The 26,069-nt window shown below is 58.8% G+C and carries 25 protein-coding genes; 10 read left to right on the forward strand and 15 right to left on the reverse strand.

The features are described from left to right. Positions 1 to 21: 21 nt before the first annotated feature. Entirely contained in the window at positions 22 to 1,029 is a 1,008-nt protein-coding gene (locus tag RX331_RS23605; protein WP_317252287.1) for a nucleotide kinase domain-containing protein, read from the reverse strand. Between the two features lie 123 nt (positions 1,030 to 1,152). Here RX331_RS23605 and RX331_RS23610 point away from each other — a divergent pair, with 123 nt between their 5' ends. After that, the gene (locus RX331_RS23610; RefSeq protein WP_317252288.1) at positions 1,153 to 2,304 is read left to right on the forward strand and encodes a nucleoside triphosphate pyrophosphohydrolase family protein; all 1,152 of its coding nucleotides are present in this window, start codon (positions 1,153 to 1,155) and stop codon (positions 2,302 to 2,304) included. On the opposite strand, the gene RX331_RS23615 is transcribed toward RX331_RS23610, so the two are convergent. Genes RX331_RS23615 through RX331_RS23635 form a run of 5 tightly spaced genes read right to left on the reverse strand, consistent with a single transcriptional unit; the run spans position 2,264 to position 5,500 of the window. Then, a complete protein-coding gene (locus RX331_RS23615; protein WP_317252289.1) occupies positions 2,264 to 3,112 on the reverse strand; it encodes a hypothetical protein in 849 nt (282 codons plus the stop codon). The two genes, RX331_RS23610 and RX331_RS23615, sit on opposite strands and share 41 nt — an antisense overlap. A gap of 2 nt (positions 3,113 to 3,114) precedes the next feature. Then, positions 3,115 to 3,759: a C1 family peptidase gene (locus RX331_RS23620; protein WP_317252290.1), complete on the reverse strand. Its 645-nt coding sequence runs from the start codon at positions 3,757 to 3,759 to the stop codon at positions 3,115 to 3,117. Between the two features lie 2 nt (positions 3,760 to 3,761). Beyond that, entirely contained in the window at positions 3,762 to 4,772 is a 1,011-nt protein-coding gene (locus RX331_RS23625) for an ImmA/IrrE family metallo-endopeptidase (protein ID WP_317252291.1), read from the reverse strand. Next, entirely contained in the window at positions 4,762 to 5,157 is a 396-nt protein-coding gene (locus RX331_RS23630) for a helix-turn-helix transcriptional regulator (RefSeq protein WP_317252292.1), read from the reverse strand. The genes RX331_RS23625 and RX331_RS23630 overlap by 11 nt, the downstream gene beginning before the upstream one ends. Next, the gene (locus RX331_RS23635) at positions 5,147 to 5,500 is read right to left on the reverse strand and encodes an acyl carrier protein (protein WP_317252293.1); all 354 of its coding nucleotides are present in this window, start codon (positions 5,498 to 5,500) and stop codon (positions 5,147 to 5,149) included. Before RX331_RS23635 ends, RX331_RS23630 begins: the two co-directional genes overlap by 11 nt. A 198-nt stretch (positions 5,501 to 5,698) precedes the next feature. Here RX331_RS23635 and RX331_RS23640 point away from each other — a divergent pair, with 198 nt between their 5' ends. Continuing rightward, positions 5,699 to 6,133, forward strand: coding sequence for a helix-turn-helix transcriptional regulator (locus RX331_RS23640; RefSeq protein ID WP_317252294.1), 435 nt, complete (start codon positions 5,699 to 5,701; stop codon positions 6,131 to 6,133). A gap of 456 nt (positions 6,134 to 6,589) precedes the next feature. Here the strand turns inward: RX331_RS23640 and RX331_RS23645 are convergent, their stop codons facing one another. From RX331_RS23645 to RX331_RS23670, 6 genes are all read right to left on the reverse strand, one after another. Next, the gene (locus tag RX331_RS23645) at positions 6,590 to 8,149 is read right to left on the reverse strand and encodes a hydantoinase B/oxoprolinase family protein (protein WP_317252295.1); all 1,560 of its coding nucleotides are present in this window, start codon (positions 8,147 to 8,149) and stop codon (positions 6,590 to 6,592) included. Next, entirely contained in the window at positions 8,146 to 10,248 is a 2,103-nt protein-coding gene (locus RX331_RS23650; RefSeq protein WP_317252296.1) for a hydantoinase/oxoprolinase family protein, read from the reverse strand. Before RX331_RS23650 ends, RX331_RS23645 begins: the two co-directional genes overlap by 4 nt. Positions 10,249 to 10,296: 48 nt before the next feature. After that, positions 10,297 to 11,088 carry an enoyl-CoA hydratase-related protein gene (locus RX331_RS23655; RefSeq protein ID WP_317252297.1) on the reverse strand — a complete coding sequence of 264 codons (792 nt, stop codon included), beginning with the start codon at positions 11,086 to 11,088 and terminating at the stop codon, positions 10,297 to 10,299. A gap of 18 nt (positions 11,089 to 11,106) precedes the next feature. Further along, entirely contained in the window at positions 11,107 to 12,276 is a 1,170-nt protein-coding gene (locus RX331_RS23660) for a CaiB/BaiF CoA-transferase family protein (protein WP_317258221.1), read from the reverse strand. 35 nt (positions 12,277 to 12,311) lie between these two features. Further along, positions 12,312 to 13,313 (reverse strand): tripartite tricarboxylate transporter substrate binding protein, encoded by a 1,002-nt coding sequence (locus RX331_RS23665; protein ID WP_317252298.1) that lies wholly within the window; start codon positions 13,311 to 13,313, stop codon positions 12,312 to 12,314. A gap of 144 nt (positions 13,314 to 13,457) precedes the next feature. Next, positions 13,458 to 14,402, reverse strand: a complete 945-nt coding sequence (locus RX331_RS23670) for a LysR substrate-binding domain-containing protein (protein WP_317252299.1) — start codon at positions 14,400 to 14,402, stop codon at positions 13,458 to 13,460. Positions 14,403 to 15,422: 1,020 nt separating this feature from the next. On the opposite strand from RX331_RS23670, the gene RX331_RS23675 reads away from it, so the two are divergent. Continuing rightward, positions 15,423 to 15,995 (forward strand): thiamine pyrophosphate-binding protein, encoded by a 573-nt coding sequence (locus RX331_RS23675; protein ID WP_317252300.1) that lies wholly within the window; start codon positions 15,423 to 15,425, stop codon positions 15,993 to 15,995. Further along, a complete protein-coding gene (locus tag RX331_RS23680) occupies positions 15,992 to 16,591 on the forward strand; it encodes a thiamine pyrophosphate-dependent enzyme (protein ID WP_317252301.1) in 600 nt (199 codons plus the stop codon). The genes RX331_RS23675 and RX331_RS23680 overlap by 4 nt, the downstream gene beginning before the upstream one ends. A gap of 38 nt (positions 16,592 to 16,629) precedes the next feature. Here the strand turns inward: RX331_RS23680 and RX331_RS23685 are convergent, their stop codons facing one another. Beyond that, the gene (locus RX331_RS23685; RefSeq protein ID WP_317252302.1) at positions 16,630 to 17,556 is read right to left on the reverse strand and encodes a LysR family transcriptional regulator; all 927 of its coding nucleotides are present in this window, start codon (positions 17,554 to 17,556) and stop codon (positions 16,630 to 16,632) included. 492 nt (positions 17,557 to 18,048) lie between these two features. Here RX331_RS23685 and RX331_RS23690 point away from each other — a divergent pair, with 492 nt between their 5' ends. Further along, complete coding sequence (locus tag RX331_RS23690) at positions 18,049 to 19,026, forward strand: aldo/keto reductase (RefSeq protein WP_317252303.1); 978 nt, start codon at positions 18,049 to 18,051, stop codon at positions 19,024 to 19,026. A 106-nt stretch (positions 19,027 to 19,132) separates the two neighbouring features. On the opposite strand, the gene RX331_RS23695 is transcribed toward RX331_RS23690, so the two are convergent. Both RX331_RS23695 and RX331_RS23700 read right to left on the reverse strand, forming a co-directional pair. Then, positions 19,133 to 19,504, reverse strand: a complete 372-nt coding sequence (locus RX331_RS23695) for a cupin domain-containing protein (RefSeq protein ID WP_317252304.1) — start codon at positions 19,502 to 19,504, stop codon at positions 19,133 to 19,135. Positions 19,505 to 19,527: 23 nt separating this feature from the next. Beyond that, positions 19,528 to 20,163, reverse strand: a complete 636-nt coding sequence (locus tag RX331_RS23700; protein WP_317252305.1) for an RraA family protein — start codon at positions 20,161 to 20,163, stop codon at positions 19,528 to 19,530. 533 nt (positions 20,164 to 20,696) lie between these two features. On the opposite strand from RX331_RS23700, the gene RX331_RS23705 reads away from it, so the two are divergent. The 5 genes from RX331_RS23705 (at position 20,697) to RX331_RS23725 (ending at position 26,037) form a co-directional block, all read left to right on the forward strand. Continuing rightward, on the forward strand, positions 20,697 to 21,623 hold the full coding sequence (locus tag RX331_RS23705; protein ID WP_317252306.1) for a LysR substrate-binding domain-containing protein: 927 nt from the start codon (positions 20,697 to 20,699) through the stop codon (positions 21,621 to 21,623). A 494-nt stretch (positions 21,624 to 22,117) separates the two neighbouring features. After that, on the forward strand, positions 22,118 to 23,068 hold the full coding sequence (locus tag RX331_RS23710) for an ABC transporter permease (RefSeq protein ID WP_317252307.1): 951 nt from the start codon (positions 22,118 to 22,120) through the stop codon (positions 23,066 to 23,068). Positions 23,069 to 23,082: 14 nt separating this feature from the next. Then, positions 23,083 to 23,961 (forward strand): ABC transporter permease, encoded by an 879-nt coding sequence (locus RX331_RS23715; RefSeq protein WP_317258222.1) that lies wholly within the window; start codon positions 23,083 to 23,085, stop codon positions 23,959 to 23,961. A gap of 107 nt (positions 23,962 to 24,068) precedes the next feature. Then, the gene (locus tag RX331_RS23720; RefSeq protein ID WP_410708311.1) at positions 24,069 to 25,043 is read left to right on the forward strand and encodes an ABC transporter ATP-binding protein; all 975 of its coding nucleotides are present in this window, start codon (positions 24,069 to 24,071) and stop codon (positions 25,041 to 25,043) included. Continuing rightward, positions 25,036 to 26,037 carry an oligopeptide/dipeptide ABC transporter ATP-binding protein gene (locus RX331_RS23725; protein ID WP_317252309.1) on the forward strand — a complete coding sequence of 334 codons (1,002 nt, stop codon included), beginning with the start codon at positions 25,036 to 25,038 and terminating at the stop codon, positions 26,035 to 26,037. Before RX331_RS23720 ends, RX331_RS23725 begins: the two co-directional genes overlap by 8 nt. Positions 26,038 to 26,069 lie beyond the last annotated feature (32 nt).

Below are 26,069 nucleotides of genomic sequence, written 5' to 3' on the forward strand. Positions count from 1 at the left end.
GTCGATTTCCCATCGTTGCCACTAGATAAACGACGGTTGTACAGGCTCGTGATGTGAGATCTTTCGCGGTCCAGCGTGCTCGGACGGAACGTGCAATCCCCAGCGCGATGGAAATTGGGGAGCCGGCAATGGTCGGTGATTGGGACGGTAGATTTGTTTGATGCGTGTTCGGTTGGCTATGCCGGTGATATCGGGATGTGCTACCCGGGCATATTTCGAAATTTCGCAAAACACATTCTGACAGTCGATCGGTTGCAGTGGGCGGCCATAGAGACCATCAAAACGCAGTCCGAGTCGGGCGAATTCGCTTTCCTGGCGATCGGTCATCCAATGGATAACCTCTTCTGGCGTTGCCCGGCCGGTATTCGAGAAGCATTTTGAAATGCCGTCGAGCGCCCCTGGCCCGGCGACGACCATGTCAGCTTCGTCGAAATCGAGAAGCGAAGAATAGTTCAGGTCGATCGTATATTGGAACGCGAGGAAAGGACCGATTCCCGGATAATTCAAAACAAGCTCGTAGACCGTCCGCAACGAGCGGGCATGCCTGATTCGGTCTGGAAGCCGATCCTTCATCATCTGCAGCAGAAGTGCGATGTGGTTGCTGTGCTTGCGCTCGCGACCGAACGACGGCGATGGCATGATGTAGGCCGCCGAATAGATGCTGTTCCCTCGCCTGCGCAGGTTCTCAAGCGCGCGATCGAGCGCAGCCGCATCTAAATTTGCCCACGTGATCGGGCCGAGACGCTGTTCCAATGCTTCCCATGTTTCGATTCGGTTGAATATCTTGAACAAAATGGTTCGAAAGAAGACTTCGCGCGGCTCTTGGGAACGGTCAGTCCCAGCCTGGACTTCTGATATCAAATACTGGCTGACCCGATCGGATGCCCGATAGGTGTTGGTGAACCGAAAGCCGGACAGAATCGGATCAGCGGTACAGAGGCCAATAGGGTCAGCGAGGCGACGGTAATACATCGCAAGCCGCTCGGCGGCAAAGCGCCAATAGGTATCGAAGACAATGGTTGGAGTCATCCGACGCCCTGTCACTGAGTTTTTCGGCCACGATGTCCGTGCCCGACCGGGTAGAGAATCGTCGAAACGATATACTGTCGGGAATGGGCAGTCACGATGGTTGGACAGCGAAGAGGAGAATCGATGACAAAAGGCATGGATCGGCAGATTTCGGTGTCCGAGTTCGAGCGAAATGCGATTGCCACTGACCAGCTTGAGCCCAGGTTGGAGACTGCCCTGCTCGGCCTTGTCGGTGAGGTCGGCAGTCTCGTCAGCGCACTGAAGAAGAAGCGTCGCGACACGGACGGGTTTCTTGGCTATCACGACGCCGTCGTCGAGGAGCTGGGAGATGTCCTGTGGTATGTCTCCGCTGTCGCGCGCCGTGGAGGAACGGGACTTGAAGATGTTTTGTCGCGCGCGATCAGCGATGCGGCCGGCCAAGGCATGTTGACATTGGGTGCACTAGCACCCCGCGGCTCACGCGGCATTGACGAGGGTGCGTTCGAAAAGTCATTGCTCGAGCTTGCGGGTGAGAGCGGTGATCTCGCCAAGCGGTATGTAGGAGGCGCCTACACCGACAATGTTGATGCCCTTCGCGGCGATCTGATCAAGTTTGTCCGTCCGCTGGGTCACGCGGCGTCGGCAGCTGAGGTATCGCTTGACGAGGCAGGATCCAGGAATATCGCCAAAACGCAAGAGAGCTGGCCTACACGAGCGATATTTCCCCCGCTGTTCGATGAAGGACTACACGTCGACGAACAGCTCCCTCGTCTCCTGCGTGTTGAGGTTTACGAGCGGGAGGTCAACGGCAAGAAATTCGTCTTTCAGAAATCAGGTGGGCTCTTGCTGGGAGATCGCCTGACCGACAACCATCTTCCGGAAGACGACTATCGCTTTCATGACGTCTTTCACCTGGCCTTTGCTGCTGTCCTTGGCTGGTCCCCCACGACGCGGGCCTTGCTGAAGATCAAACGAAAGAGCCTGCCGGCGATCGACGAAAACGAGGACGGGGCTCGCGCAAACCTGATCGAGGAAGGTCTGTCGACTTGGATTTTTGAGACCGCGAAGCGACACCAGTTCTTCGCCCACACGCCACGTCTTGGCCTTGACCTGTTGAAGGCGGTCAAGAATTTTGTTCAGGGCTACGAAGCACACCATCTGCCACTATGGATGTGGGATCGTGCTATTTTGCAGGGATATGCCGTCTTTCGCGAGCTGCAGGTCCACCGACGCGGAATTGTCACGGCAGACCTCATCAAGCGGGAAGTTCGGTTTGAGCGTTGGCCGGAAGGCTAGAGGGCGCAGGCGATGACGCCGCAACGGGCAAGGCTCGACACTGCCGAATGAGATCGTTCGCCTCACCAATGCTCCAGCCGTGTACGACGCAATTCTGGGTCTTCTTGCCGGCGTCGATCTCGGCATGGGTCGAAATACAGGTTAACGAGCCAAGACTTGCTCCCGCCTGCGCTGCGACGAAGGCCTGCAGCCGCCCGAGGCCGACGAAATTGCCAAGGCCTCGCGCGATGTAGGCGTGGTTGCGATACATCACCGTGAGCATCAACGTCTTGTCATCGGTAAGCTTGAAGCTCAAGAAGCTAAGGCACTGCCGGTTGGAGACCTTGCCGGCGTCTCGCGTCGGGTCATAAATGGTCATTTCGTAGGTGTTACGGTAGGTACGCTCCGATTCGATCTGGGCTTTCATGAATTGGATCAGATCGTCCAGCGGATTAATGACACTGATGTTCTGTCCTTTGACCTTTTTCCACGAAGTCATACGCTCGAAATAGCGGCCCCAATCCCGCGTCATCTGCTTCATGCGTGGCAGGACTTTGTCATAGGCAGCATAAAGGTCCCCCGCCCCGTGGCGTTCGAGCAGTCCTTGAGGAAAAATTGTGTTGGCCACCCCCGAGATGGTATTTGCGTGGTGATCACGCAGAAAACGATCGACCGTGGTCAGGATGGCGTGGTCGGTAGAAGACACAGCGACTGGATTCTCAATGTCGATAACGACATTGTATGCCTCTCCCCCCGCATCTTGAACCGCAGCAACGGCAGCGAGCCAGGCTTGGGCATTGGTCGGTTGCGGGGAAATGGGCGTATACATGGTCAAAGCTCCTTCGTCAGAATAACCACTTCAGTCAAGCGGGGCGCCAAATAATGCTCCGCGAGCCAGGCATAGCCTTCGAGTCCCCAGCCCTCGCCCCAGGAGTTGCGGATCAAGATGGCCCTTTTGCCGGCGCGCTCGCCATATCCCACGGCAACGACAGCGTGGCGTCGCTTAGGGTCAATTGCCTCGACGCGATCAACGACACCTGCTTCAGGTATATAAAAGGCGTCCGACAGGGTCATCGTAATGAGGACCGGCACGCTGGAATCAAGCTGATCGACAACATCCTGAAGCGCCGCTCCACATGCGGCATGATCTCGGAAGAAAAGCTCCGATGGGCTAGCTGGCGGAAGCCAAGACGAGATGTCGATGGTTGCACTTTGAATGTAGGGCCACTCCGATTCCGCCGGCTGGCCGTCGCACTTAATCGTTGCGAGCATTGATACCAGTGTCGAACCATCCTGCGGGAGACCGCCATCACGTTTCACAGCGTGGTAGTAGGCCCATTCTGCTGACAGGGGATTCCACCCCGGTCGCAGCGCCGCGTGTGTATCGCTCGCTGCGAAGGCCAGACATGTGGGACGAGGATTCTGGTCCCGCGCCGCACCAAAGCTGCCGCGCAGGTCGACGATGGTCTTGATCATGTTTATGCAGCCTGCAGCACCCGCCTGAGTTCTGGCTCCCACATCCCGGGGCTCTCTGGACCGCGGAGATCATAACGAAGACGGAGCTGGTGGAGAGCGACATCAGTTGCCCAGGGCCGAGACTCGCGAAGAGTGACTTCGCCTTGCACGCGATCCTTCGACCGCGCCGTGACTTTGCGCGTCAGAGCGCCTCCTATCGCGTTTGGCGAGGTATCCTCGCGATCGTCATCGACCAGCGCGAATCCTGCGTCACGCAACTGATCGAAATTCCAGAGGTAGCCGGCGCCACTGTTCTCCCGCAGCTTGACGACGAAGAGATCATTGCGGCCCCCCTCGATGAAGGAGCCTTCATCGTGCTCAGTGAGAAGCCAAACATCAGCGCGCCAATCCGGGGGCTCATAACTGCCGAGCAGTTGTTGTTTAATCGATTTCGGCTCGATATCAATCAATTGCTCGCGCTGCCCGCGAGTAATAACCTTGTGTCGCTCGATCGCAAAGCAGGTCGCTCGGTAGCTGGTGCCAAGGCGAAGCGAAGCCTGATACAGGAAGGCGGGGTCAGCAAGTTGGCGGGCTGACCACCGTTGTCGCTGCAGAACAAGTGCGACAAGCCAGGCCGGAGTCAGAAACATCGAGGCGAAAGCATCAGCTTCCCGCTCCTGGCGGTTGGCGGTCCCGGTGGTTGCGAAAGGCGAGCGCCTGAGGATGCTGTCGTCATCGAGACTGGGCTCGTGACGCATGTAGAGATGGCCAAGTTCGTGGGCACCGGTGAATCTCTGGACTGGCAGTGGCCGCTTGGTCGTAATCAGCACGCCGAGCTCTTCGGCGGGCAGATATGCCCCGAGAAGCTTGTCGAGCGGTTGAAACATCAGCGTCGCTCCAAGCTTTGCGATGGTGGAAAAGACATCGATGCGGCTCGTAGTCCCCCGCTCGATCTGTTCGCGAATGCCAAGGTCACGATGGAGGGTGTGAGCCGCCTTCGCACCTGTCAGAATTGCGGCACGGTTATCGACCATCGGGGGTAGCCTTGGCCTTCGCGCGAGATTTCAGGAAATTGGCGAAACGGGCGAGCTCCTGGCGATCTTGCTGGGAAAGAGTCGCCGCTGCGCGCGCGACATGAGCAACCTCCTTGGCGACCTCAGAAGTCGCCTCGGGATCTTCCCCGGTAAACCACGCTACGGGCCGCTGATACAGCTTTGCCAATCGAGCAAGCTCGATGGCATCGACTTTGCGCACGCCGGCTTCGATGTTGGACAACGCGCTACGTGGAATGCCGAGTACCTTCGCAACGTCTTCCTGCTTGAGCCCCATATACTCACGAGCTTCCTTGAGGCGCTCTCCAAGGGCTTGCCGATCTGGCTCTGGCTGCGGCTGCGAAAAGCCCACGCGATCATTGGACATGATTTTGAGTCTCCGTTGTCGACTGCTCCCAGGCCACCTGTGCCTGGGACATAAGGTCGTTGACGCAAGCTTCGGCGGTGTCATAGCCACCCCGCGGGGAGAACGTTGCCGGCAGCTTAAGACCCAGGATTTCCTCAACCACGCAGATGATTTCGACCGCGACCAGCGAATCGACTTCTGGCTCCCACGACGCGCCCGGAACGATACCGGGGGTAGTCGTCGGAGGATGTGGTCTCAGGATGGCTTGATCAGCGGCCTGATCTGCGAGCACATTTCTGATGCAGGCCTCGACTTGCGCCGCTGGAAATGCTGCGACCTGAGCGCTCGAAACCGTCGTGACCATCACAACCTCCGCCGGCTAGCGAGTCCGAATATCAGACGCCAATATATTGCATGTCCGATTTTCAGACAAGGGGCATGACCAGGAAAGCGCCTCATCGAAAAGGTTTGGGCGATCCAGGGCCATTAGCGGACAAAATGCCTAATTCTTGACAAATCTTCCTATAAATGTCACTTGAGGGGACAATCCAGGAGGAGCCTTATGGGCTACGTAACCGGTGAGCAATTTCGGGCTGCGCGAGCAATGCTGGGATGGGAACAGGGCGAACTCGCCGAGCGAGCCAATGTGTCGGTCAAAACGATAAAGCGCCTTGAAGCAACAAACGGTCGCGTTGAAGCCCACTCGGAGTGGACGGTCAAAAATGCGCTGGAGCTCGGCGGCATTGAGTTTGTCGGCGATCACGATTGGCGCGACCGCAACGACGGCGTCAGGTTCGCGAAGGACAGGACAGGCAAGCTTAGGCGGGGCATTGTCGAGGAGACAGCTCGATGGCTTGACGTCACCCTCAAGATGAAGACCGACAAGGACGCGGACTTCTTTGAGCGCTCTACGGACGACGTTGTGAACGCAATCGTGGAAGAGGTGCGTGAAGGCGTTCGCAAGAGCGTGAAGGATACATTGAATCGCGCGGAATAGTGCCCGCGTGGCGTTGACACCAAAATGCGCGAATTGACGAACCGCGGCTGATTTTACCGACGGAAGTCGGCGCTTCATCCGATTCCCCCCTCCCCCGTGGCGCTTGTTTACACCATCATACGGCAACGAAGCGCTGCCTAGCGTCCGCCGCCCGTTTCACACGGGAGAGGTCCAAGATTACCGCTGCGACTCGGAAGCCTGTCAAAATGCCGTTGGGCCAGAGAATCTGCGATCCTGCAGTAACCGATCAAAACGCAAATGAAACAGGTGAAGCGCTCTACTTCAAAATTCTTGACCGACTTTTTGTAGCACAATGACATAGACCAAGTTGTGTTGGACGTTTTATTGGACGCTCTTTGCAGCAACCACCGAGCGTTCTCCACCGAACAAGGAATCGTCCTTGCCATTGCCTGATCTTCAGGACCAAAGCACTTGACCACTTAGCCGATGAGAATATTACCCGTTTAACTCCTTCGCGCGCTCGACCACGGAGCCGAACCCACCGCCGCCTGGCGTTTCCAAAGTGAGGCAGGATCCCGGCGGGACCACAATGGTTTCCCGCGGATCGATCGGTTCGCCGTTGAGCAACACACGGCCGGTGGCGCCCGATTCCCCGCCGCGCATGCCCGGCGCCGCGGTCCGCAGGCGATCGGCCATGAAGGTCATCGTCACCGGCTCATCGGCGAGCAATTCAAGCTCGAACACTTGCCCGTCGCCGCCGCGTGTTTTGCCGGCGCCGCCCGTACCGTGCCGCAGGGCACGTCGCGTGATCCGGACAGGGGCCTGGGACTCGATCACCTCGATCGGTGTGTTGGCGAGATTGCTCGGGAAGCTGAGCGAAGGCAGCCCGTCGCCCTTCGCGCCGGCGCCTTGACCACCATTGAGGAATAGCGTCGAGGCAAAGCGCCGCCCCTCGTGCGCGCCGGCGATCTGCACGCACCATAAGGGCGATCCGGCCGCGGCGCGAACACGATCCGGAACCACATTGGCGAGCGCGCCCATGACCGCGGTCGGCAGCAGATGCCCGGTCATGGCGCGCGCGCTCACCGCCGCGGGGAATTTCGGATTGAGGATCGATCCCGGCGGTGCGGTCGTGGTGATCGGCCGGAACGAGCCGTCATTGTTCGGTACGGTCGGCGCCAGCACACATTTGAGCGCGTAAGCCGTATAGGCAAAGGTGTAGATCGGCACCACGTTGATGGCGCGAGGCAATTGCGGCGACGAGCCAGTGTAATCGACGGTCAGCGCATCGCCCTTGACGATGATCCGGCAGCGGATCGTCACGGGCTCGATGAAGCCGTCCGTGCGGGCCTCGTATTCATACTCGCCGTCAGGCAGCGCGCGGATGGCATTCCGCATCGCGGCTTCCGATCGCGCATGCATTTCCTTGCCAACCTCGACCAGATCGCATTCGGTCTCATTGAGCATCTCGAGCAGGCGTTGCGAGAGCATACGATTGGCCGAAACCTGCGCCCACAGATCGCCCATGACCTGCTCGGGAATGCGCACATTGTTCTGGATGATGTCGATCAGCGTCTCGTTGATGGCGCCGGCCGCGATCAGTTTCATCGGTGGGATGCGCAATCCCTCCTCATAAAGATCGCGATTGCCGGGCGACCGCAAGCGACCGCCGATATCAGGCGAATGCGCGACGCTGCCGGCGAATCCGACCAGGACTCCTTCCCGAAACACCGGCATCGCGATGCTGATATCGGGAAGATGACCCGTGCCCAGCCACGGATCGTTGGTGATCATGATGTCGTCGGGCTTCAACGTCTCGCGCGGAAACACCTTGAGAAAGTGCCGCACTGTTTCGGGCAGCGTGCAGATGAAGGAGGGAATGCTCTGGCTGGATTGCGCGAGCAATTGCGCGTCGCGATCGAGAAGCACGACTGCGTAGTCGTTCGATTCGCGCACAATCGTCGAGAACGAGGTGCGCACCAAGGTGGCCGCGGCCTCTTCGACCAGACTGACCAGGCGGGTCCAGAGGATTTCCAATGAGATGGGATCAATCATGATTCGGCTTTCAGATGGATCAGCACGCTGAGATCATTGAGCACTTCGACATCGGCCTCGATCGGCACCACGATGGTCGATTCCGATTCTTCGAGGATCAGCGGCCCGCGCAAGCGAGTCCCGCCGCCCAGCGCATAGCGGTCGTATACCGGCACATCAGCCATCTTGTCGGCCTGGGTGCAGAAGATCGCACGGCGTGCCTTGGGACTAGCCTCGGACGACTTGGCGGAGTCGGGCCAGACGAAACGCTTAATATCCTGACGCGTCGCGCCGACAATACGCCAAGTCACGACTTCCAGCGATCCTGCTGGCAGCACGCCGCCATAGTTGGTTTCATAGGCCTTGCGAAACGCGGCATCGAGCTCGGTCGCAAAGGCCGGGCTAACGCTTCGCCAGGGAAAGGAGATCGAGAGATTAGCGCCCTGCCCGACATAGCGCATCTCGACCAGGATTTGCCACGCAACCTCAGCCGGACTCGTCAGCGCAGAGCTGAGCTCCAGTTCGGCTTCACGCTTGAGCTCCGCAAGCGTTGCCTCGATCTCCTGCCAATCAACCGTTTCCAGACCTTGCGGCTTGGACCAGGAGCGATCGACGCGAAGCGGCGCCGCGAGGAATCCGAGGCAGGAGCCGGTTCCGGCCGCAATTGGGAACAGCACACGAGGCACGCGCAGCTTGCGCGCGATCTCGACGGCGTGGACAGGGCCGGCGCCGCCGGTGGCGACCATTGTGAAGCGCCGCGGGTCCTGGGCCTTCTCGGCGATGTGCACGCGCGCCGCGGCCGCCATCGCTTCATTGACGACCTTGAAGATGCCCTTGGCGACGTCCAGCGACATGAGCGACAGGCGATCGCCGAGCCGTTGCAGCGCGCGGTCGGCAGCGGGCACGTCAAGTGCCATGCGGCCCCCGAGGAAGAAGCCGGCGTTGAGGTAACCGAGCGTCAGATCCGCGTCGGTGACCGTCGCGCTCTCACCGCCCCTGCCATAGCAGGCGGGGCCGGGATCGGCCGCGGCACTGTCAGGCCCCACCGTCAACAGGCCGAGATCGCTGATGCGTGCGATGCTACCGCCGCCGGCGCCGATCTCGATGAGGTCGATGCTGGTGATCAGTAGCGGCAGGCCGCTGCCTTTCTTGAAGCGTCGAACCCGCGCCGCCTCAAAGCTGTGCACGACTGACGGCACGCCCGCCAGCACTGTGCAGATCTTGGCGGTGGTGCCGCCCATATCGAAGGCGAGAACATCATCGAAGCCCGCCGCGCGGCCGGCATTGGCCGCGCTCAACACGCCCCCGGCCGGCCCCGACTCCAGCGCCGTGATCGGCACCTCGGCCGCAATCTCGGCCGATGTCGAACCGCCGCTCGATACCATAATGCGCAGCGGCGCATCGATACCGGCCTGGCGCAGGCGTGCCGACAACTCATTGAGATATTTCGCAACGATCGGCTGAACGAACGCATTCGCGGTGGCCGTCGTGGTCCGCTCATACTCGCGGATTTCGCGGGCCACCCGGGAGGAAAGCGAGATCGCGATATCGGGGAGAACCGCTCGTACCGCATCGCCGACGCGGATCTCGTTTTCCGGGTTGACGCAGGAATGCAGGAACGACACCGCAACGGATTGCGCGCCGGACTGCCTCAACTTCTCGATGACGGCCTTGATGCCGGCCTGATCCGGCGCGGCAAGGATGACGCCGTCAGCCGCAACCCGCTCGGGCAGCTCAAACCGATGCTCGCGCGCGACCAGCGGCTTCGGCATCTGGATGTCGAGATCGTAGAGGTCATAGCGCACCTCGCGGCCGATATCGATGACGTCAGCAGTGCCCGCGGTGGCGATCAGCGCGGTCCTGGCGCCTTTGCGTTCGATGAGCGCATTGGTCACGAGCGTGCTGCCGTGAACGACCTCGGACACCGCGCCTGCCGGACCGGCGCTTCCATTCACCTGAGCAATGGCCGCGAGCAGATCGTCGACGACATCGGCCAGCGCCTCGCCGGGATCGGTTTGCGTCGTCAAACGCTTTGCCAGCCGCACCTCGCCGGTGGCAGCATTTTCGATGACGCCGTCCGTGAACGTGCCGCCAATATCGATCGCAATCCGGTAGCTCATGACTATCGCCCGCTATTCCCTGAGTTCTTCAAGCTGGTCCGAGGCTCATCAACGCCCCTCGAACCTTGGCTTGCGTTTGGCCGTAAAAGCAGCCCGGCCTTCGATGAAATCGTGGCTCGCATAGACTTCGTCGGCGAGCTTCTGACAAAGCGCGAGATCAGGCTCCGCGTCGCGTCGCAGCGCTTCATTGATGGTGATCTTGGCTGCGGCGAGGCTAAGCGGCGCGGCCGCTGCAAGCTCGGCGGCCAGCTCGCCGACCTCGCGAATAAGCGCCTCGCGCGAAGGCGCGAGATGATGCACGAGGCCGATTTCCGCAGCTCTTTCGCCGGCGACCTGACGTCCGCGGAGGACCATCTCACGGGTCGGCGCCGGTCCGATCACATCGAGAAGCTTGACGATATCCTCATAGCGGTATGGCAGTCCCAGCTTGACGGCCGGCACTGCGAAGCGCGAAGCGGGCGTGCAATAGCGGAAGTCGCACAGCAATGCGAATTCGAGACCGGCGCCGAGGCAATAGCCGTCGACCATGGCGATGGTCGGCTTCGAAAGCTTGCTCAGACGCTCGCAGACAGTGCGTTGCAGCCCGTTGTAGTGCTCGATCTGCGCGGGCGTGGAGCGGACCTTGTCGAACTCGGAGACGTCATTGCCGGAACAAAAGGCTCGCTCGCCTGCGCCCGTGAGAACCAGGACGCGCGAGGCGTGATCCGCCGCAACCCGCTGCAGCAAGTCCGGCAAAGCCTGCCACATCGCGAAGTTCATCGCGTTGTGCTTCGCCGAATTGTTCAGGGTCAGCGTCGAGACGCCGTCGCTGGTACTGAGCTGCAAAGACTGCGAGGCCATGGGTTCGATCCGGCAGGCCTAGATGACGTTCTGAGCGCGCAAGGAGGCGATGTGTTCCGCCGTCACGCCGAATTCCTTCAACACGGCGTCCGTATGCTCTCCTCGCTCCGGCGTCGGCTCGGCCCGCCGCTCACCGCGACTGAGGGAGACCGGGCTGCGAAGCAGATCAAGTGGGCCAAGCCGGCTGTGATGCACCGGCAGGCGCATATCGAGCGCTGCGACATGCGGATCGGCAAACATCTCATCGACGCGATAAACCGGACCGCAAGGTACCCCGGCTTCGTTGAGCAGGGTCACCCAGTGGCTGACGGTATTCTGGATGAAGCGCTCCTGGAGGACCGCGTTCAACGCATCGCGGTTCTTCGAGCGCAGTCCCTCCGACGAAAATTCGGCCCGATCCACGACATCGTCAAGCTCCAATGCGGCGCAAATCCGCCGCCACATGGATTCGCCGCCACCGGCGAGGTTGAGCAGCCCGTCGCGCGCGCGAAACAGGCCGGTCGGAATGCTGGTCGGGTGATTGTTGCCGGCCTGGCCCGGACGTTCCTTGTCGATCAGCCAGCGCGTCGCTTGGAAATCCAGCATGGCAATCTGCGTTTCGAGTAGCGAGGTGTGCACCCACTGGCCTTCGCCGGACACGTCGCGCTCCAATAGCGCGATCAAGATACCGATGGCGGCGTAGAGGCCCGTCGACAGGTCTGCAAGCGGAATGCCAGCCCGCACCGGCCCCTGCCCCGGTAAACCCGTCACGGACATAAGCCCGCCCATCCCCTGCGCGATCTGATCGAAACCGGGACGGCGCGCGTAGGGACCGGATTGTCCGAACCCCGATATGCTGGCGAGGACGATGCCCTTGTTGATGGCCTTGAGGCTTTCATAGTCGATGCCGAGACGTGCCTTCACATCCGGCCGGTAATTCTCGACGACCACATCCGCTTTGGCGACGAGCGCGTAGAAAAGCTTACGGCCTTCCGGCTCCTTGAGATTGAGTGTGATGCCGCGCTTGTTCCGGTGCGTATTCTGGAAGTCGGAGCCGTCACGCTCGCCGCCCATGCCCTTCGAACCATCGACCGCCTCGGGCGCCTCGATCTTGATGACGTTGGCGCCCCAGTCAGCGAGCTGACGCACCGCGAGGGGGCCGGAGCGAACGCGGGTGAGGTCGAGGACGGTGAAGCGCGATAAGGGCATGGGCACGATGCGGTCCTAAAGGCAATTTTGCGCGATCAATCGATCCGGATATGCGCGGTTTCGATGACGTGGTTCCACTTGGCGGTCTCGCTGGCGCAGTAAGCCTTGGCCTGAGCCGCGCTGTTGCCGACGATGACCGCGCCAAGCGTCTTGAAGCGCTCGATCACGTCTGCTTCGGCAAGCACCTTGCGGATATCGGCGTTGAGTTTCTCGACAGTCGCTGATGGAACGCTGCCAGCCACCGCGATGGTGAACCATGCCGTCACCTCATAGCCGGGCACGCCGGCTTCCGCGATCGTCGGCAGGTTGGGCACGCTGGGGGAGCGAGCCGCGCTGGTGACGCCGAGTGCGCGGACGTTGCCGGCCTGGATGAACGGCAATGCGGTAGGTAGGTTCTCGAGCATGAGTTGGATCTGACCCGCCAAGAGGTCGTTGAGCGCCGGCGCGCTGCCCCGATAGGGAACATGCGTCAGGTTCACGCCGGCTTTCAGCTTGAACAGCTCTGCGATCATGTGGGTCGACGAGCCGTTGCCGGCCGAGCCGAAATTGAGTGATCCGGGTTTTTCCTTCGCGAGCGCGATGAACTCCTTGACGTCGTTTGCCGGGACAGAAGGATTGATGATCAGCACGTTCGGCACCTCCGCGAGGATGGTGACCGGCTGAAGATCCTTGTCAGGATCATAGGGCAGGCTCCGGTAGATCTTGCTGGCGGCGTGAATGCCGATGGTGCCGAGCAGCAGCACCGAGCCGTCGCTGGGCCCATGGGCCACCACATCCGCGCCGATATTACCGCCGCTGCCTGGGCGGTTTTCGACGACGACCGCATCACCGATGAGTGCACCAAGTTGCTGCGCGACGATGCGCCCGAGAACGTCGGCTGTCCCACCCGCCGCGAACGGGACAACAATTCGCATCGGAGCAGCTTGAGTCGATGAAAGAGCAAAGAGAATGCAGAAGAAGGATAGAATAAGTGCGATCAACCTCACGCTGAGGCTCCTCTTAAACGAGTGACATCTATCCCGGCTCAAGCCGCGCATATTGCGGCCTGTTCTCCATGCTAGGCAGAAGACCGCTATGACGGCCAATAGATTTTTGCGCCTTCGCTATGCGTAAATGATATACATGACCTTTGCGAGGGTTCCGCCCGCGAAGAGCCTGCTGCCTTTGGCGCTATCAAGCAATCAGCGTTTCGTGGTTCGGGGGGCGCGCGTAACGACCTTAAAGTGATCGCTGATTTGCGAAATGAGCGCGGAAGCGAGCGCCGACATGGAAACGTGGCGCGGATAAGCCACAAAAACCTTGACGTCGATCGATGGCTTTAGGGGGACGACCCGCAGCACTTCTGAGAACACCGACGCGATGTACGGATTCACTACCCCGATCCCCGCCCCAGCTTCCGCAAGGCGGCAGATCGTTGCCGAATAAGTCGTTTCAATCACCGAGCTCGGCCTTACCTTGGCTTGCCTGAGTGCCCGTCGCCACTCGTCGCTCAACTCGTCCTCGCGATCCAGGGTCAGCAGGGTCTCGGATTGGAAATGGCGCGGCGCAACATGGACGTTCGTCGCCAGATGGTGCGACCGGCTCATCACGCACACCGCCCCGACCTGATCGACAACTTTGGTCTGGAGTTGCGCTCCTTCGAGATCGAGGCAGTTGGTCGTAACACCGAGATCATACAACCCGTTCAGCAATCCCTCGCGGACATCGTAGGAGCTGATGGTCCGCAAAGTAATGTGAACGTCAGGCTGGTGCGTCTTGAATTTCGCCATGACGGCGGGCATGACGCTCATGCCCAACGCCGGAGTGCAAGCCACACGCAGCCGCCCGATGCCAGAGCGCCGTAGCAGTGCGACCGTCTCTTCGATGGCCTCCAACCCCAGGAAGTTACGTTGTACGGCCTCAAATAGCATGACGGCTTCGGGGGTCGGGCGTAATCGGCCGCGATCAAGCTCGAATAATTTGAGTTTAGCGGCCGCCTGGATCTGCCCAAGCGCCCGGCTGATCGAGGGTTGCGTTGTGTTGAGCATGTTAGCGGCGGCAATTGTTGTGCCGGTGAGCATGACCGCTCGAAAAGCCTCGATCTGGCGAAAATTCAAGCGAACCGACACATTTTCAGCTCCGACCATTGCAACAACGCCAACATATTCGTATCGAGGCACGAAACTCCACTTTGAGCTTCTTGGTCAAGCGGGACGTGCATGCCTCGCTTCGGGTCATAGCAGGAATGGCTCGTGGCCCAAGCTGTGTGCCGCTCCGCCACCGGAAGCCAAAGGCGTGATGATGACTGCTCAGGTCTATGTCGGACCAGGAGCAGATCTCGGCCTCCCGTGAAATCTACCCGTTCGCCTCCACGAGAAGCAGAGAGATTCCAGGCTCTAAGCGCTAGTCACAAGACTTAAGTAGATCCAGGGCGGCTCCGGCTCTAGCGCGGGGCACTCTATGGGCCCGTGCCATTCGCAATCGCATAAGCGATCGCGGATCGCCGACCGAATGCCCGCCAATATTTTTGTCGGTTCGGAGGGAGGATCAATGATGAAGAGCTACCAAGGCTCTTGCCATTGCGGAGCGGCGCGATTTGAGGTCGACGCCGATATCGATCACGCACGAGTCTGTGATTGCTCCATTTGCTCGCGACGCGGCGCCCTTCTTTTTAGAGGTTCCAGCGAGGCATTCCGGCTCCTGACCCCTCTCGCGGAAATGTCGGTCTATCGCTGGGTTCGCGCACGGCATCTGACTATTTCTGTCCAATTTGCGGCATTTTGCCTTTTAGAAAGCCCAGCGCACCAACTTCGGCAGAACGAGCGGCAGGGGCCAATACGTTCGAAGGCTGGGCTGTGAACACAAGATGTCTTGGAGACTTCGATTTCCTATCGGTGCCCGTACGATCGGTCCAAGGTAGTCTGCTGCAGATAGAATCGACATTGGCGCATGAGAGCCATACGCGACCACAATCTTAACCGCGGATGCCCCCAAGGCGCTGCGTGCGTCATGACCCGCCGGCCATAGAACGCAGTGCAGTTTCAGATTGCGAGTGCCGCTTTTCACTATTGCTATAGAAGCCTTGTCGTTTTTGTACTTCTTATTGAATCGGGGTCGTTCTATGCAGCAGTTGTACTCATTGAGGGCTTCTAGAGGAGAGCGGTTCTATGAATGGTGGGCGGGCAGATGCACTAACCGAAGCCGGACCAGCTCAGGCACCGACGTGGCCCGACGAAGTGTACCTTATCCTGAAGAAGGCTGGCATACGCCAAGTTGGCATGGTGCCGGACGCAGGTCATAGCCGCCTCATTCGTGCGTTCGAGGCGGACTCAGAGACTCGTTTGGTCACCCTGACGACCGAAGAGGAAGGAATTGCCATGCTCGCAGGCGCATGGCTGGGCGGCGAACGCGGCGTCTTACTGCTGCAGTCGAGCGGCGTAGGCAACTGCATCAATATGCTGTCTCTTCCGGTCATTTGTCGCATGCCCTTGCTGATGCTGGTAACGATGCGCGGCGACTGGGGTGAGTTCAACCCCTGGCAGTTACCCATGGGCCAAGGAACAAAGCCGTCACTCGAAGCCATGGGTGTCGTTGTCACGCGTGCGGACGAGCCACATTTGGTTGCTTCCGCCGTTTCGGGAGCAGCCGATCTCGCGTTCAATACCTGGCGACCCGTCGCCGTCCTGATCGGACAACGGGTGCTTGGCGCCAAGAACTTCAAGGAGCTTGCCCGCAAATGAACAATCCCAATTCTCTCCTTCACCGCCGCGAAGTCGTGAGCGAATTGCTGCGAGACCGGGGCGATCTGCTGGTTATTGCGGGTCTTGGAGCCTCCAACTGGGACGTCTCGGCCGCGGGCGACACCCCGAACAACTTTCCGCTTTGGGGCGCCATGGGCGCAGCGGCGATGTTAGGTTTTGGTCTGGCTGTCGCGCAGCCGAAACGCAGAGTGCTCGTCATCACTGGTGACGGCGAGATGTTGATGAGTGTAGGAGCGCTTGCCACGATTGCGGTCCAAAGCCCTCCAAATCTTACTATCGCCGTGCTCGATAACGAGCGCTTCGGCGAAACTGGGATGCAATTGACGCACACGGCAGCCGGGGTTGATCTTGCGGGGATGGCTGCAGCCGCAGGCTTCCGCTCGGCACAGATTGTCAGAACCATGAAAGAAGTAAGCGCAATCCGTGAGCTCGCGCACAACGGAAATGGGCCAACATTTTCCCAGATCAAGGTCAATCCGGAATCGCTCTATTTTGTGTTGCCGCCCGCTGATGGCGGCATCCTCACCACCCGTTTTAGGCAGGCCGTCCTGGGTAACGACTCTCTTTATAATTGAAAGGATATTGAGCCAGCCGCTGGCGGCGGAAAGAGGGTTCAATCCGCCAACCGAATCTTCCAATGCCCTTTCCGCGACATCTGCTCGATTTCGGACATGATCGTCGCGGATACGGTAGTTGCTGCGATCGACGACAGGCTGGTTGTTGGCGAGGCGAGAACCAGTTCGCGTGTTATTGTGGGGTTGACCAACGCGGCAATCTCGAGTCGCTTTGCCGCCAGTTCTGCGCGTATCGCAGACGCCGGCAACAGCGTGTAGCTCAGTCCCTCTTCCATGAGACTTATTTGCGCTCGATAGGAATCAACCTCAATCAAGGCTTTCAGGGCCATCCTTTTGCGCGCAACGGATTTCTCCAACAGCACCCGCAAACCATGCGCAACGCTTGGAACGATCAGCCTTTGTTGCAACAACCAATCGAAAGTCACTTGCTTTCGCGATCGAAGACCAGAGCCCGGCGGCCCGACAACCGCAATGTCCTCCTGGCCGATGGCTTGGGTCACAAGATGCAGATCCGTCGCCGGACCATAAGTGATAGCGAGATCAAGTTCGCTTCGATGCAACCATTCAACCAGGTGGCCGCCGTAGCTCTCGACGATGCGTAGGGAAATGTAGGGGAATTCAGCAAGGATGCGAGCCGCGAGCCTCCCTGAGAGCACAGCGCTTACGGTTGGCACAAGGCCAAGAGCAACCCGCCCCGCCGGACGTCCAGCCGCCGACTGAATATCGTCGCGCACCTGCTCTATCTGCCGAACAAGGCCCTCGGTCCGGTCAAGAAGTGTGCGGCCTGCGCTCGTCAGAAGCATTCCGCGGCCATTCCGTATAAACAGCTGCACTCGGAGCTCCCGCTCGAGTAGCTTGATCTGTCGGCTGAGCCCTGGCTGAGCAATGCGGAGCCGATCCGCAGCCTTACTGAGACTTCCGAGTTCCGCAACTGAGCGGAACGTGCGTAGCTGTCTAATATCCACGGCTCACCGGCGCAAGACTACTGGCAACATGACAGCCGCTTATGCATCCAGGAGCTTGTTCGAGCAAGAGGAGGTCTAACTTGGACCGCCGGTCAATGCGGCGACTGCACGAGAGCTCGCTCCAGGTCAATCTGATGGTGGCCAGACTTCTGCCGTGCCCGCAGCTTTGCCCGGCCATACGACTTTGATATAACCGCTTTTCAAACTCGCTAATTCTGCAGTCTGTCTTTTTGCGGTACGCTTGAAACCAGCTTCGGCATGTCGCGTAAAAGCAACCTCGACGCGGGCAAGGATGGTACGCGTTTCAAGCAGACGAAGAGTGGTCCAGGGTACACGATCAAACAGAGCGGGACGGCCCCCTGCTCGCGTCTGTCAGTAATTCACTGATGTTGTCGTCCAAGTTCTCAAAAAGCCCATTAGCTGTCCTTGAGTGTTTGAGCCTGGCTCATTGAAGTCGTAGCTTTTGCTTCTCGGTCAAACGGATCCGCTCTGATGTTATCACGAACGCTCGGTCAACGACTCTTGGTCTCCTCCCTAGGCCTAGGGTGCATGGGCATGTCTGATTTTTACGGCGGAGCAGACGAGAAAGAATCAATCAATCTCATTCATCGCGCAATCGAGTTGGGTGTGACTCTTTTCGATACATCGGATGCATACGGCCCATTCACCAACGAGGTGCTTCTCGGGCGTGCCATTGAGGGCCGGCGAGAGAAAGTGACCATCGCAACCAAGTTTGGTATCGTGCGTTCGCCCTCCGGCCAACGGATTGGCATCAGCGGGCGACCGGACTACGTCCGGTCAGCTTGCGAAGCAAGCCTGCGGCGATTGAACGTCGATACTATCGACCTCTATTATCAGCATCGCGTTGACCCGAATACCCCAATCGAAGATACCGTTGAGGCGATGGCAGAATTGGTCAAGGCAGGCAAGGTGCGGTTTCTCGGTCTCTCGGAGGCCGCAGCCAGTACAGTTCGCCGTGCCAATAATGTTCACCCGATCACGGCGCTGCAGACCGAGTATTCGCTTTGGAGCCGGGATATCGAGACTGAAATATTGCCGGTGATACAGGAGCTCGGCATCGGACTCGTATCCTACGCTCCGTTAGGAAGAGGGTTTCTGACCGGCACCATCAAGCCGGACGAGTTGAAAGAGGGTGACAGCCGCCGCAACATGCCCCGGTTTACCGGCGAAAATTATAAAAAGAACCGACTGCTAGTCACTACGATCGAAGAGATCGCAAACAGCAAGGGTACGACGGCATCACAGATCGCGATCGCGTGGATTTTGGCGCAAGGCGACTTCATCGTGCCTATTCCAGGCACGAGACGGACTAGATACCTGGAGGAAAATCTCGATGCCCTCGATGTTAGGCTTACGCCGGACGAAATGAAGCAGTTGAGCGACGCTTTCGCGCCAGGCGCTGCTGGGACCCGATACAGCAGCGAGGGAATGAAAGCGATCAATCTCTGAGCGTTTGCGTTCGAGATCGCGGCGCAGCGTCTCGTTGCTAAGACGATCGCCGGGAGTCGAACGCGGCTGTAAATTGATTCTTGGTGCAACCGCAACGGCTAGGGTCTTAGCTTCCGAAGCCCGATCCCGGTTTCTTGTACTCCGGCCTGGGCGGGCTGAAGATGTCGAGCACACGGGCACCATCGGGGCCGGCACGCATGGTGTGCGGGACATTGCCCGGCGTACGCCAGAAGTCGCCTTTGCGAACGGGAATTTCTTCGCCGCCCTGAACCCTGACCGCCGTGCCTTCGAGCAGCACGCCCCACTGCTCTTCAGGGTGGTGATGGAGTTTCCCTTCGGCATGGGGTGCAAAGTTGACCACGGAAAGCATGGCGTGTTCGCCCGTGAAAATGCGGGTCGTTAGACCGGGTGCGAGTTCACGGAGCAGCCCATCATCGGGCTTGTCAAGATTATGAAATTCGTTCTTTTGGGTCGTCATGTCTTCCTCGCTTGTCGAGTTTATTATCTTCCGTAAGAGCCCTCGTAGCGTCCTTCGCGGATCGCCTTGAGCGCTTCTTCTTCCCGCCCGATCTGGGCGCGGACCGCTTCAATCAGTGTCTCTGCGATCGATGGCGGAAACGATACGACGCCGTCTTCATCGCCCACCACGATGTCGCCTGGCGAAATCACCGAGCCACCAGCCGACACCGGCACGTTGATGGAGCCCGGCCCGCTCTTATAGGGGCCCCGGTGAATGACAGCGCGGGCAAAGCAGGGAAAATCCGATGCGGCAAACGCGGCCACGTCGCGGATCGCACCATCAATGACGTAGCCCGCGGCGCCCCTGTGTTCGGCGATGTTCTTCATGATCTCGCCGACCAGCGCCCGCGTCTCGTCCCCGCCCCCGTCCACGACGATGACGTCTCCAGGGCCGACAAGTTCTAGGGCCTTGTGGATCGCCAGATTGTCTCCAGGCCGGGTCTTCACTGTGAACGCCGTTCCGACCATCCGCCCCGAGCGGTGGAACGGCCGCAACCCCACGGCGCCGGCGAGACGATCAAGGTTATCGCTGATCACAGACGTCGGCGCTTCTCTGAAAGCTTCGATGAGTGCTACCGCGGGCTTAGGCACACTCGCGAGCACCGTCTGGATGTTCATGGTTCAAATCCAATCAGTCTTCGGGGCTGCCCACCACTTAAGCCTCCCCCGATCGCGCCCCATCTTTTCTTCGCAAGGGCACTCAACCCAGGATGCGCCTTCCGAAAAAAGCCCGGTCCCCTCAGGGAGGAGGACCGGGCCTAGTCAAGGGAGGAAACGCCCTAACGGGCAGCCGCCGCGAGTTCCCAGCCAAAAGGCCTCCACCAACGATGGCAGCGGTCCTTTACTATCAGTTTGCATCCGTGTAAATAGAATTGCATCCAAAATTTATCTTTAGCATTCAATTTTCTTGTGCGACGGGAGGGATTGGAGGAACGAAATCATGTCCACCGCGACCCTTTAAAGCCCCCTTCCTGGGCCAGGGCCAATCCAGGCAAGCGTGTTTTTTTTGCCCCAACGAGCTTGATCACTTTCCTCTAGATCAAACTGCAGTAATGCAAGCCCCGAACATATGGAGCAGGTGCTTGCTTGCGACATTGGATTTGGAGTGATTAGCATGAAAGCCCCGAATTAAGGGCCAAAGGCAGGGTAAGGTGCCGAGATCACTTAACTTTAGACAGATCGAGGCATTCAGGGCCTTCATGCTGACGGGGAGCACTATCGCCGCAGCCGACATGCTGAATACGACGCAGCCTTCTGTTAGCCGCCTTCTCTCTCAAGCTCAATCTGCAAGCGGGCTTAAGCTCTTTAACTTGAATCGAGGACGCCTAAATCCCACGCCCGAGGCATTTAGGCTGTTCGATGCCGTGCGAAGACACTTTTTGGGACTTGATCAAATCGAACAGACCATCGCTGCAATGCGAAAATCGGGCACAGGCCTTTTGCGCATAGCGTCGAACCCCACACTTGGCGTGGGAGTCGTTCCGCGAGCAATCGCTGCGTTTCATCGGCGCTTTGCGGATGTAGAGGTTAGCCTGGCGACAATTGGCTCCCGTCACGTTCGAGAGGGGCTATTGAATGGAATGCACGATGTCGGGATCACGACTGCACCACTTTGCTTCCCGGCCACCGAATTCGAAGTCGATGTCCTCTGCGAGACCGAGGCGGTCTGTGTGATGAGCCTAAATCATCCACTTGCAGCTTCGTCTCACGTCTCCGCGGCAGACTTTGCCAGGTTTCCCTACCTTGGATTTGACGGTGGCGATACTTGGCGCGAAATAATGAGCCAACTCAACGTCAAGCCTCCCTCCGTCATTGAAACTACCTACTCCGCTACTGTCTGCTCCCTTGCCGCCGCCGGGGTTGGCCTAGGTGTTGTCGATCCATTCATTGCTCGGTTTATGGCCAACCAAGTTCATATTGCAGCGTTGAAGCCGACGCTTTCGGTCAGAGTGCTCGCAGCGTATCCGCGACATGTTGCTAGGTCGGGCCTCACCACAACATTTGTCGAAGTACTATCAGATCAGTTCTCCGAACAAGACCGCCGGCGGCCACGAAACTTGCTCAAGCGCAGCGCCTAGTGCACTCAACTTGCCGCGTCGCACCCGGCTCGGACAGCCTACCCGGATTATCCCCCCTTAAATTTCAAGGTCACGACGATGATCCCGTCGTGCCCGAGCGCGCTCGCTAGCACTCATGACCGGCAGACGGAACCGCATTCGCCACCTCTGCTTGCGGGCGTTCAAGCGCCCAGCTGCTTAATCACCTCTGCTCGCAATGCGCCTCCAATGATGGGGGACCTAAAGAAAAATGTATACTGTTTTTTTCTTTTGCATGCATCTTCGGCTCGACGTATGTATTATGCACGGGTTGGTCGGCAGCACGACGAGCGGGTGGCCCGAAACCGGATATGCCGCACTTGGCTGGGTGACCGTTGCGAAATTCTCTCGCTCGGCAGAGGCTTCATCGCGGCTGCCGTGGCGACAACTTGATGTGCAGAGGGACTTGCAAGGCCTTGAATGTCGCAGTTGGTGTCGGGCGAGCTGAGGCGTCGAACTCCGTTTGAGAGAACGCAATGTTAGACTTCCTGATACGACGTGCGTTGCAAAGCCTCCTGCTCTTGCTCCTGGTGAGCGTCATTGCCTTTCTGTTGCTCCATCTAGCACCAGGCGGACCGTTGGCGCAGTATGCGCCGTCGGGTGATATGTCGGCGGAGGACGCAGCTCGAGTCGAGCACCTCCTCGGGTTCGACAGGCCCCTTCCCGTTCAATACTTTGAATGGCTGACGCGAATGCTGGCAGGCGATTGGGGTCGCTCGTACCGTGACCAACAGCCTGTCCTGCAGCTCATATTCATGCATGTCGGCGCTACGGTTCAATTGATGCTCGCTTCCACGCTGCTTGCCATGCTGCTGGGCATATGGACGGGCATCATCACCGGCATAAGGCGATATGGCCTCATAGACACCACCTTCACTGTGCTTTCGATGATCGCGATTTCGGTACCAACCTTTTGGCTCGGCTTCATCTTGATCTATGTTTTCGCCATCCAGTTGGAATGGCTGCCGGCGGGCGATCGTTTTACGATCGGAGATGGCTCGTTGCACGACTATGTTATTCACATGATCGCGCCGGTCGCCGTGCTGACGCTCGTAAGTACCGCGAGCTGGAGCCGCTACATGCGATCTTCCGTGATAGATGTGATGAACCAAGACTTCGTACGCACAGCGCGGTCGAAAGGTCTTTCTGAGCGCTATATTCTTTACCGCCATATTGTGCGCAACGCATTGCTGCCGATGATCACGCTCGCAGGTCTAGAACTGCGCACGATCTTTAGTGGCGCCTTGGTCACCGAAACGGTCTTCACCTGGCCGGGGATCGGCCGGCTGTTCTATGAATCGATCACCTATTCGGATTATCCCACAGTTATGGGCATCCTTGTGTTCGCATCTGGCACGGTTGTTATCGGTAATGCCATTGCGGACATTCTATACGCCAAGGTAGATCCCAGGATCAGGCTGAGCTGATGACGCAAAGCACCATGATATCGCCGGTGCGATCGGGCGCATTTGCTCGCCGGCTCCGCCGCCCTGGCCTCAAGAGATTTCTCGACAACAGGCGCGCGGTAGGTGGCGCCGCCGCTATCGCAACAATGGTACTGGCCTGCATTGCCGTTCCACCTTCCTGGCCATACGACGACACCTTCATTGACGTGCAGATTCGCTTACTGCCGCCTTTTGCCGGTCCTCATCTACTTGGAACGGACGAACTCGGACGAGACATTCTCGCGAGGCTTTTGATGGCCGGCCGCATCTCGCTTGCCGTCGGTTTTCTCGCCATGACCCTGAGCATCCTGATTGGAACCACGGTGGGTCTGATTGCGGGCTTTTATCGCGGCTTTGTCGGAGCCGCTCTGATGCGTCTGGTGGACGCGTTTCTCTGTTTCCCAAACGTGCTCCTTCTGCTTGCGGTATCCGCTTTTATAAAGCCGGGTGTGATCAGCATCATCGTATTGATTGCTTGCACATCGTGGATGGACGTCGCGCGCATTGTCGACGGGCAAATTCGGTCGCTTCGAGAGCGTGACTTTTCGCTCGCCGCCGAGGCGCTCGGTGCGTCCGACGGACGGATCATGTTCGAAGAGCTTTTACCGAACTCGGTCGCGCCCATTGTCGTGGCGGCATCACTGCAAATCGCTCACGCTATTCTTGCCGAGTCCTATATCAGCTTTCTCGGCTTCGGTATCCAACCGCCAACGCCAAGCTGGGGCAACATGCTCGACAATGCACAGTCCTATCTCGCTGGCGCTCCCTGGCTCGCAATCCTGCCAGGCATGATGATTACCATCGCTGTCGTGAGCTTTAACTTTCTCGGAGACGGCCTCCGGGATGCACTCGACCCTCGAGCAGGTACCCAATGACCCTGCAGAGCATAAGCAATCAACAGAGTGCGGGAACAACTGCCATAGATAACGACATCGTCCTCTCCGTCGACAATCTGAGCGTAATCCTGAATCTCACCAGACCAATGTACGCCGTTCACGACGTTTCGTTTCAGATACGACGCGGCGAGACGATGGCGCTGGTTGGCGAGTCCGGATCCGGCAAGAGCATCACGAGCCTTGCACTGATGCGCTTAGCGCCAAGGGCCTGCGTCTTGGAGGGCGACGTTCGGCTACATAGCCGCACCGGCAAAAGCTACGAGCTACTAAAACTTCGTGAGGCAGAAATGCGAGGCGTCCGTGGACCGGTCGTCTCCATGGTTTTCCAGGAGCCGATGACAGCCTTCAACCCGGTCCTGACTATCGGACAGCAGATCGTAGAGATGCTAATGTTTCATACGTCTCTATCGAAGCGACAGCGGGCGGAGCGTGCTGCTGATCTGCTCAACTCGGTCGGGATTGCCGACGCGCACAAACGGCTGTCGAGCTACCCGCACCAGCTCTCTGGCGGTATGCGGCAACGCGCAATGATCGCCATGGCACTGGCCTGTGAGCCGGATCTTATGATTGCCGATGAGCCCACGACGGCACTCGATGTCACCGTCCAGGCCCAAATTACCGAATTATTGTACAACATACAGCAGAGCTCAGGCATGGCGCTGTTGTTTGTCACGCACAATCTTGGACTAGTGGCAGAGATCGCAGACCGTGTAATGGTCATGTATCTGGGCCGCATCGTTGAACAAGGCGATGTCGTTACGCTTTTCAAGCGGCCAGCGATGCCCTACACGAAAGGCCTGCTGGAATCGATGCCGCGGATCGATCTTGCCGGACGACGCAGTGGGCCGCTGCACGCGATCCCTGGACAGGTTCCAGGTATCAGTGATCAGCCGAAAGGATGCGGCTTTGCGCCACGGTGCCCGCATTTCATTCCAGATCTATGCGACCGCGAGGTACCGGCGCTCTATGAAATCGAGCCCAATCATTGCGTTCGTTGTGTCAACGTCGGTGCACCGCCGGCGCGAAACGTACAGCTTTTGAGGGCGCGATCTGATGAGTGATCGTAAGCTTCTTGAAGTGCGAGAATTACAGAAGTGGTTCCCTATCAGCCGCAACCTGTTTATGCGTGCACGTGATTACGTCAGGGCGGTGGACTCAGTTTCGTTTGACGTTGTTCGCGGCGAAGTCTTGAGCATTGTTGGGGAGTCCGGTTCGGGCAAGACCACCTTGAGCCGGCTTGCAATGCGGTTAGTCGATCCGACGGCTGGTTCAATCCGCTTCGACGGCCACGACATCACGCATTTGTCTCGTCGCGACCTGCGTCCCTTCCGCCGACGCATGCAGATGGTCTTCCAGGATCCTTATGGTTCTTTCAATCCAAAGAAGACGATCGAGGAGATCGTCGCTGATCCGCTAGTCATCCACCATCTTACCGCATCTCGCCCGGATCGCCAGGCGAGGGTTGATGAGGCCTTGACGCTGGTCGGTTTGCAGCCGGAGTTCGCCAAGCGCTATCCACATCAATTCTCCGGTGGTCAGCGTCAACGGATTGGCATTGCGCGCGCACTCATCAGCCGACCGGAATTACTGATTGCGGACGAGCCGGTGTCTGCCCTGGACGTATCGGTGCAAGCGCAGGTGATCAATCTAATGCTCGAACTAAAAGATCGCTTGAAGCTGACAATTCTATTCATCGCTCACGATCTGGCCGTGGTCGGACATATCTCCGATCGCGTGGCGGTGATGTACTTGGGCCGAATGGTCGAGATCGGACCCACTCGCAAGCTGTTTGAAAATCCACAACACCCCTATACGAGAATGCTGATGTCGGCGGTTCCCATCGCCGATCCGACGTTGCGGCCAAAGCGCCAGCTTCTGAAAGGCGAGAGCCCAAGCGTCGTGCACCCCCCATCGGGGTGCGCATTCCGCACCCGCTGCCCTTATCAGATCAGACAATGCGCCGAGATCGTGCCGACTTTGCAGGAGATGGCGCCCCGTCATTTCAAGGCTTGTATTCGTGACGATCTCTTCGGAGCTGGAAGCTCACTGGCGTAATTTATGAGTGTGATTGAGTGTCAGGGAAACCG

Origin of the sequence: Bradyrhizobium sp. BWA-3-5 (assembly GCF_032917985.1) — a bacterium.
Classification (GTDB): Bacteria; Pseudomonadota; Alphaproteobacteria; order Rhizobiales; family Xanthobacteraceae; genus Bradyrhizobium.

What these genes read in the sequence shown, in the direction of transcription:
- RX331_RS23615 (WP_317252289.1), bottom strand. Translation starts at nt 3,112, where the DNA reads ATGTATACGCCCATTTCCCCGCAACCGACCAATGCCCAAGCCTGGCTC.
- RX331_RS23695 (WP_317252304.1), bottom strand. Translation starts at nt 19,504, where the DNA reads ATGACGACCCAAAAGAACGAATTTCATAATCTTGACAAGCCCGATGAT.
- RX331_RS23605 (WP_317252287.1), bottom strand. Translation starts at nt 1,029, where the DNA reads ATGACTCCAACCATTGTCTTCGATACCTATTGGCGCTTTGCCGCCGAG.
- RX331_RS23610 (WP_317252288.1), top strand. Translation starts at nt 1,153, where the DNA reads ATGACAAAAGGCATGGATCGGCAGATTTCGGTGTCCGAGTTCGAGCGA.
- RX331_RS23640 (WP_317252294.1), top strand. Translation starts at nt 5,699, where the DNA reads ATGGGCTACGTAACCGGTGAGCAATTTCGGGCTGCGCGAGCAATGCTG.
- RX331_RS23650 (WP_317252296.1), bottom strand. Translation starts at nt 10,248, where the DNA reads ATGAGCTACCGGATTGCGATCGATATTGGCGGCACGTTCACGGACGGC.
- RX331_RS23720 (WP_410708311.1), top strand. Translation starts at nt 24,069, where the DNA reads ATGTACGCCGTTCACGACGTTTCGTTTCAGATACGACGCGGCGAGACG.
- RX331_RS23690 (WP_317252303.1), top strand. Translation starts at nt 18,049, where the DNA reads ATGTTATCACGAACGCTCGGTCAACGACTCTTGGTCTCCTCCCTAGGC.
- RX331_RS23625 (WP_317252291.1), bottom strand. Translation starts at nt 4,772, where the DNA reads ATGGTCGATAACCGTGCCGCAATTCTGACAGGTGCGAAGGCGGCTCAC.
- RX331_RS23710 (WP_317252307.1), top strand. Translation starts at nt 22,118, where the DNA reads ATGTTAGACTTCCTGATACGACGTGCGTTGCAAAGCCTCCTGCTCTTG.
- RX331_RS23645 (WP_317252295.1), bottom strand. Translation starts at nt 8,149, where the DNA reads ATGATTGATCCCATCTCATTGGAAATCCTCTGGACCCGCCTGGTCAGT.
- RX331_RS23700 (WP_317252305.1), bottom strand. Translation starts at nt 20,163, where the DNA reads ATGAACATCCAGACGGTGCTCGCGAGTGTGCCTAAGCCCGCGGTAGCA.
- RX331_RS23715 (WP_317258222.1), top strand. Translation starts at nt 23,083, where the DNA reads ATGATATCGCCGGTGCGATCGGGCGCATTTGCTCGCCGGCTCCGCCGC.
- RX331_RS23620 (WP_317252290.1), bottom strand. Translation starts at nt 3,759, where the DNA reads ATGATCAAGACCATCGTCGACCTGCGCGGCAGCTTTGGTGCGGCGCGG.
- RX331_RS23635 (WP_317252293.1), bottom strand. Translation starts at nt 5,500, where the DNA reads ATGGTCACGACGGTTTCGAGCGCTCAGGTCGCAGCATTTCCAGCGGCG.
- RX331_RS23655 (WP_317252297.1), bottom strand. Translation starts at nt 11,088, where the DNA reads ATGGCCTCGCAGTCTTTGCAGCTCAGTACCAGCGACGGCGTCTCGACG.
- RX331_RS23665 (WP_317252298.1), bottom strand. Translation starts at nt 13,313, where the DNA reads ATGCGCGGCTTGAGCCGGGATAGATGTCACTCGTTTAAGAGGAGCCTC.
- RX331_RS23680 (WP_317252301.1), top strand. Translation starts at nt 15,992, where the DNA reads ATGAACAATCCCAATTCTCTCCTTCACCGCCGCGAAGTCGTGAGCGAA.
- RX331_RS23630 (WP_317252292.1), bottom strand. Translation starts at nt 5,157, where the DNA reads ATGTCCAATGATCGCGTGGGCTTTTCGCAGCCGCAGCCAGAGCCAGAT.
- RX331_RS23670 (WP_317252299.1), bottom strand. Translation starts at nt 14,402, where the DNA reads ATGGTCGGAGCTGAAAATGTGTCGGTTCGCTTGAATTTTCGCCAGATC.
- RX331_RS23660 (WP_317258221.1), bottom strand. Translation starts at nt 12,276, where the DNA reads ATGCCCTTATCGCGCTTCACCGTCCTCGACCTCACCCGCGTTCGCTCC.
- RX331_RS23725 (WP_317252309.1), top strand. Translation starts at nt 25,036, where the DNA reads ATGAGTGATCGTAAGCTTCTTGAAGTGCGAGAATTACAGAAGTGGTTC.
- RX331_RS23675 (WP_317252300.1), top strand. Translation starts at nt 15,423, where the DNA reads ATGAATGGTGGGCGGGCAGATGCACTAACCGAAGCCGGACCAGCTCAG.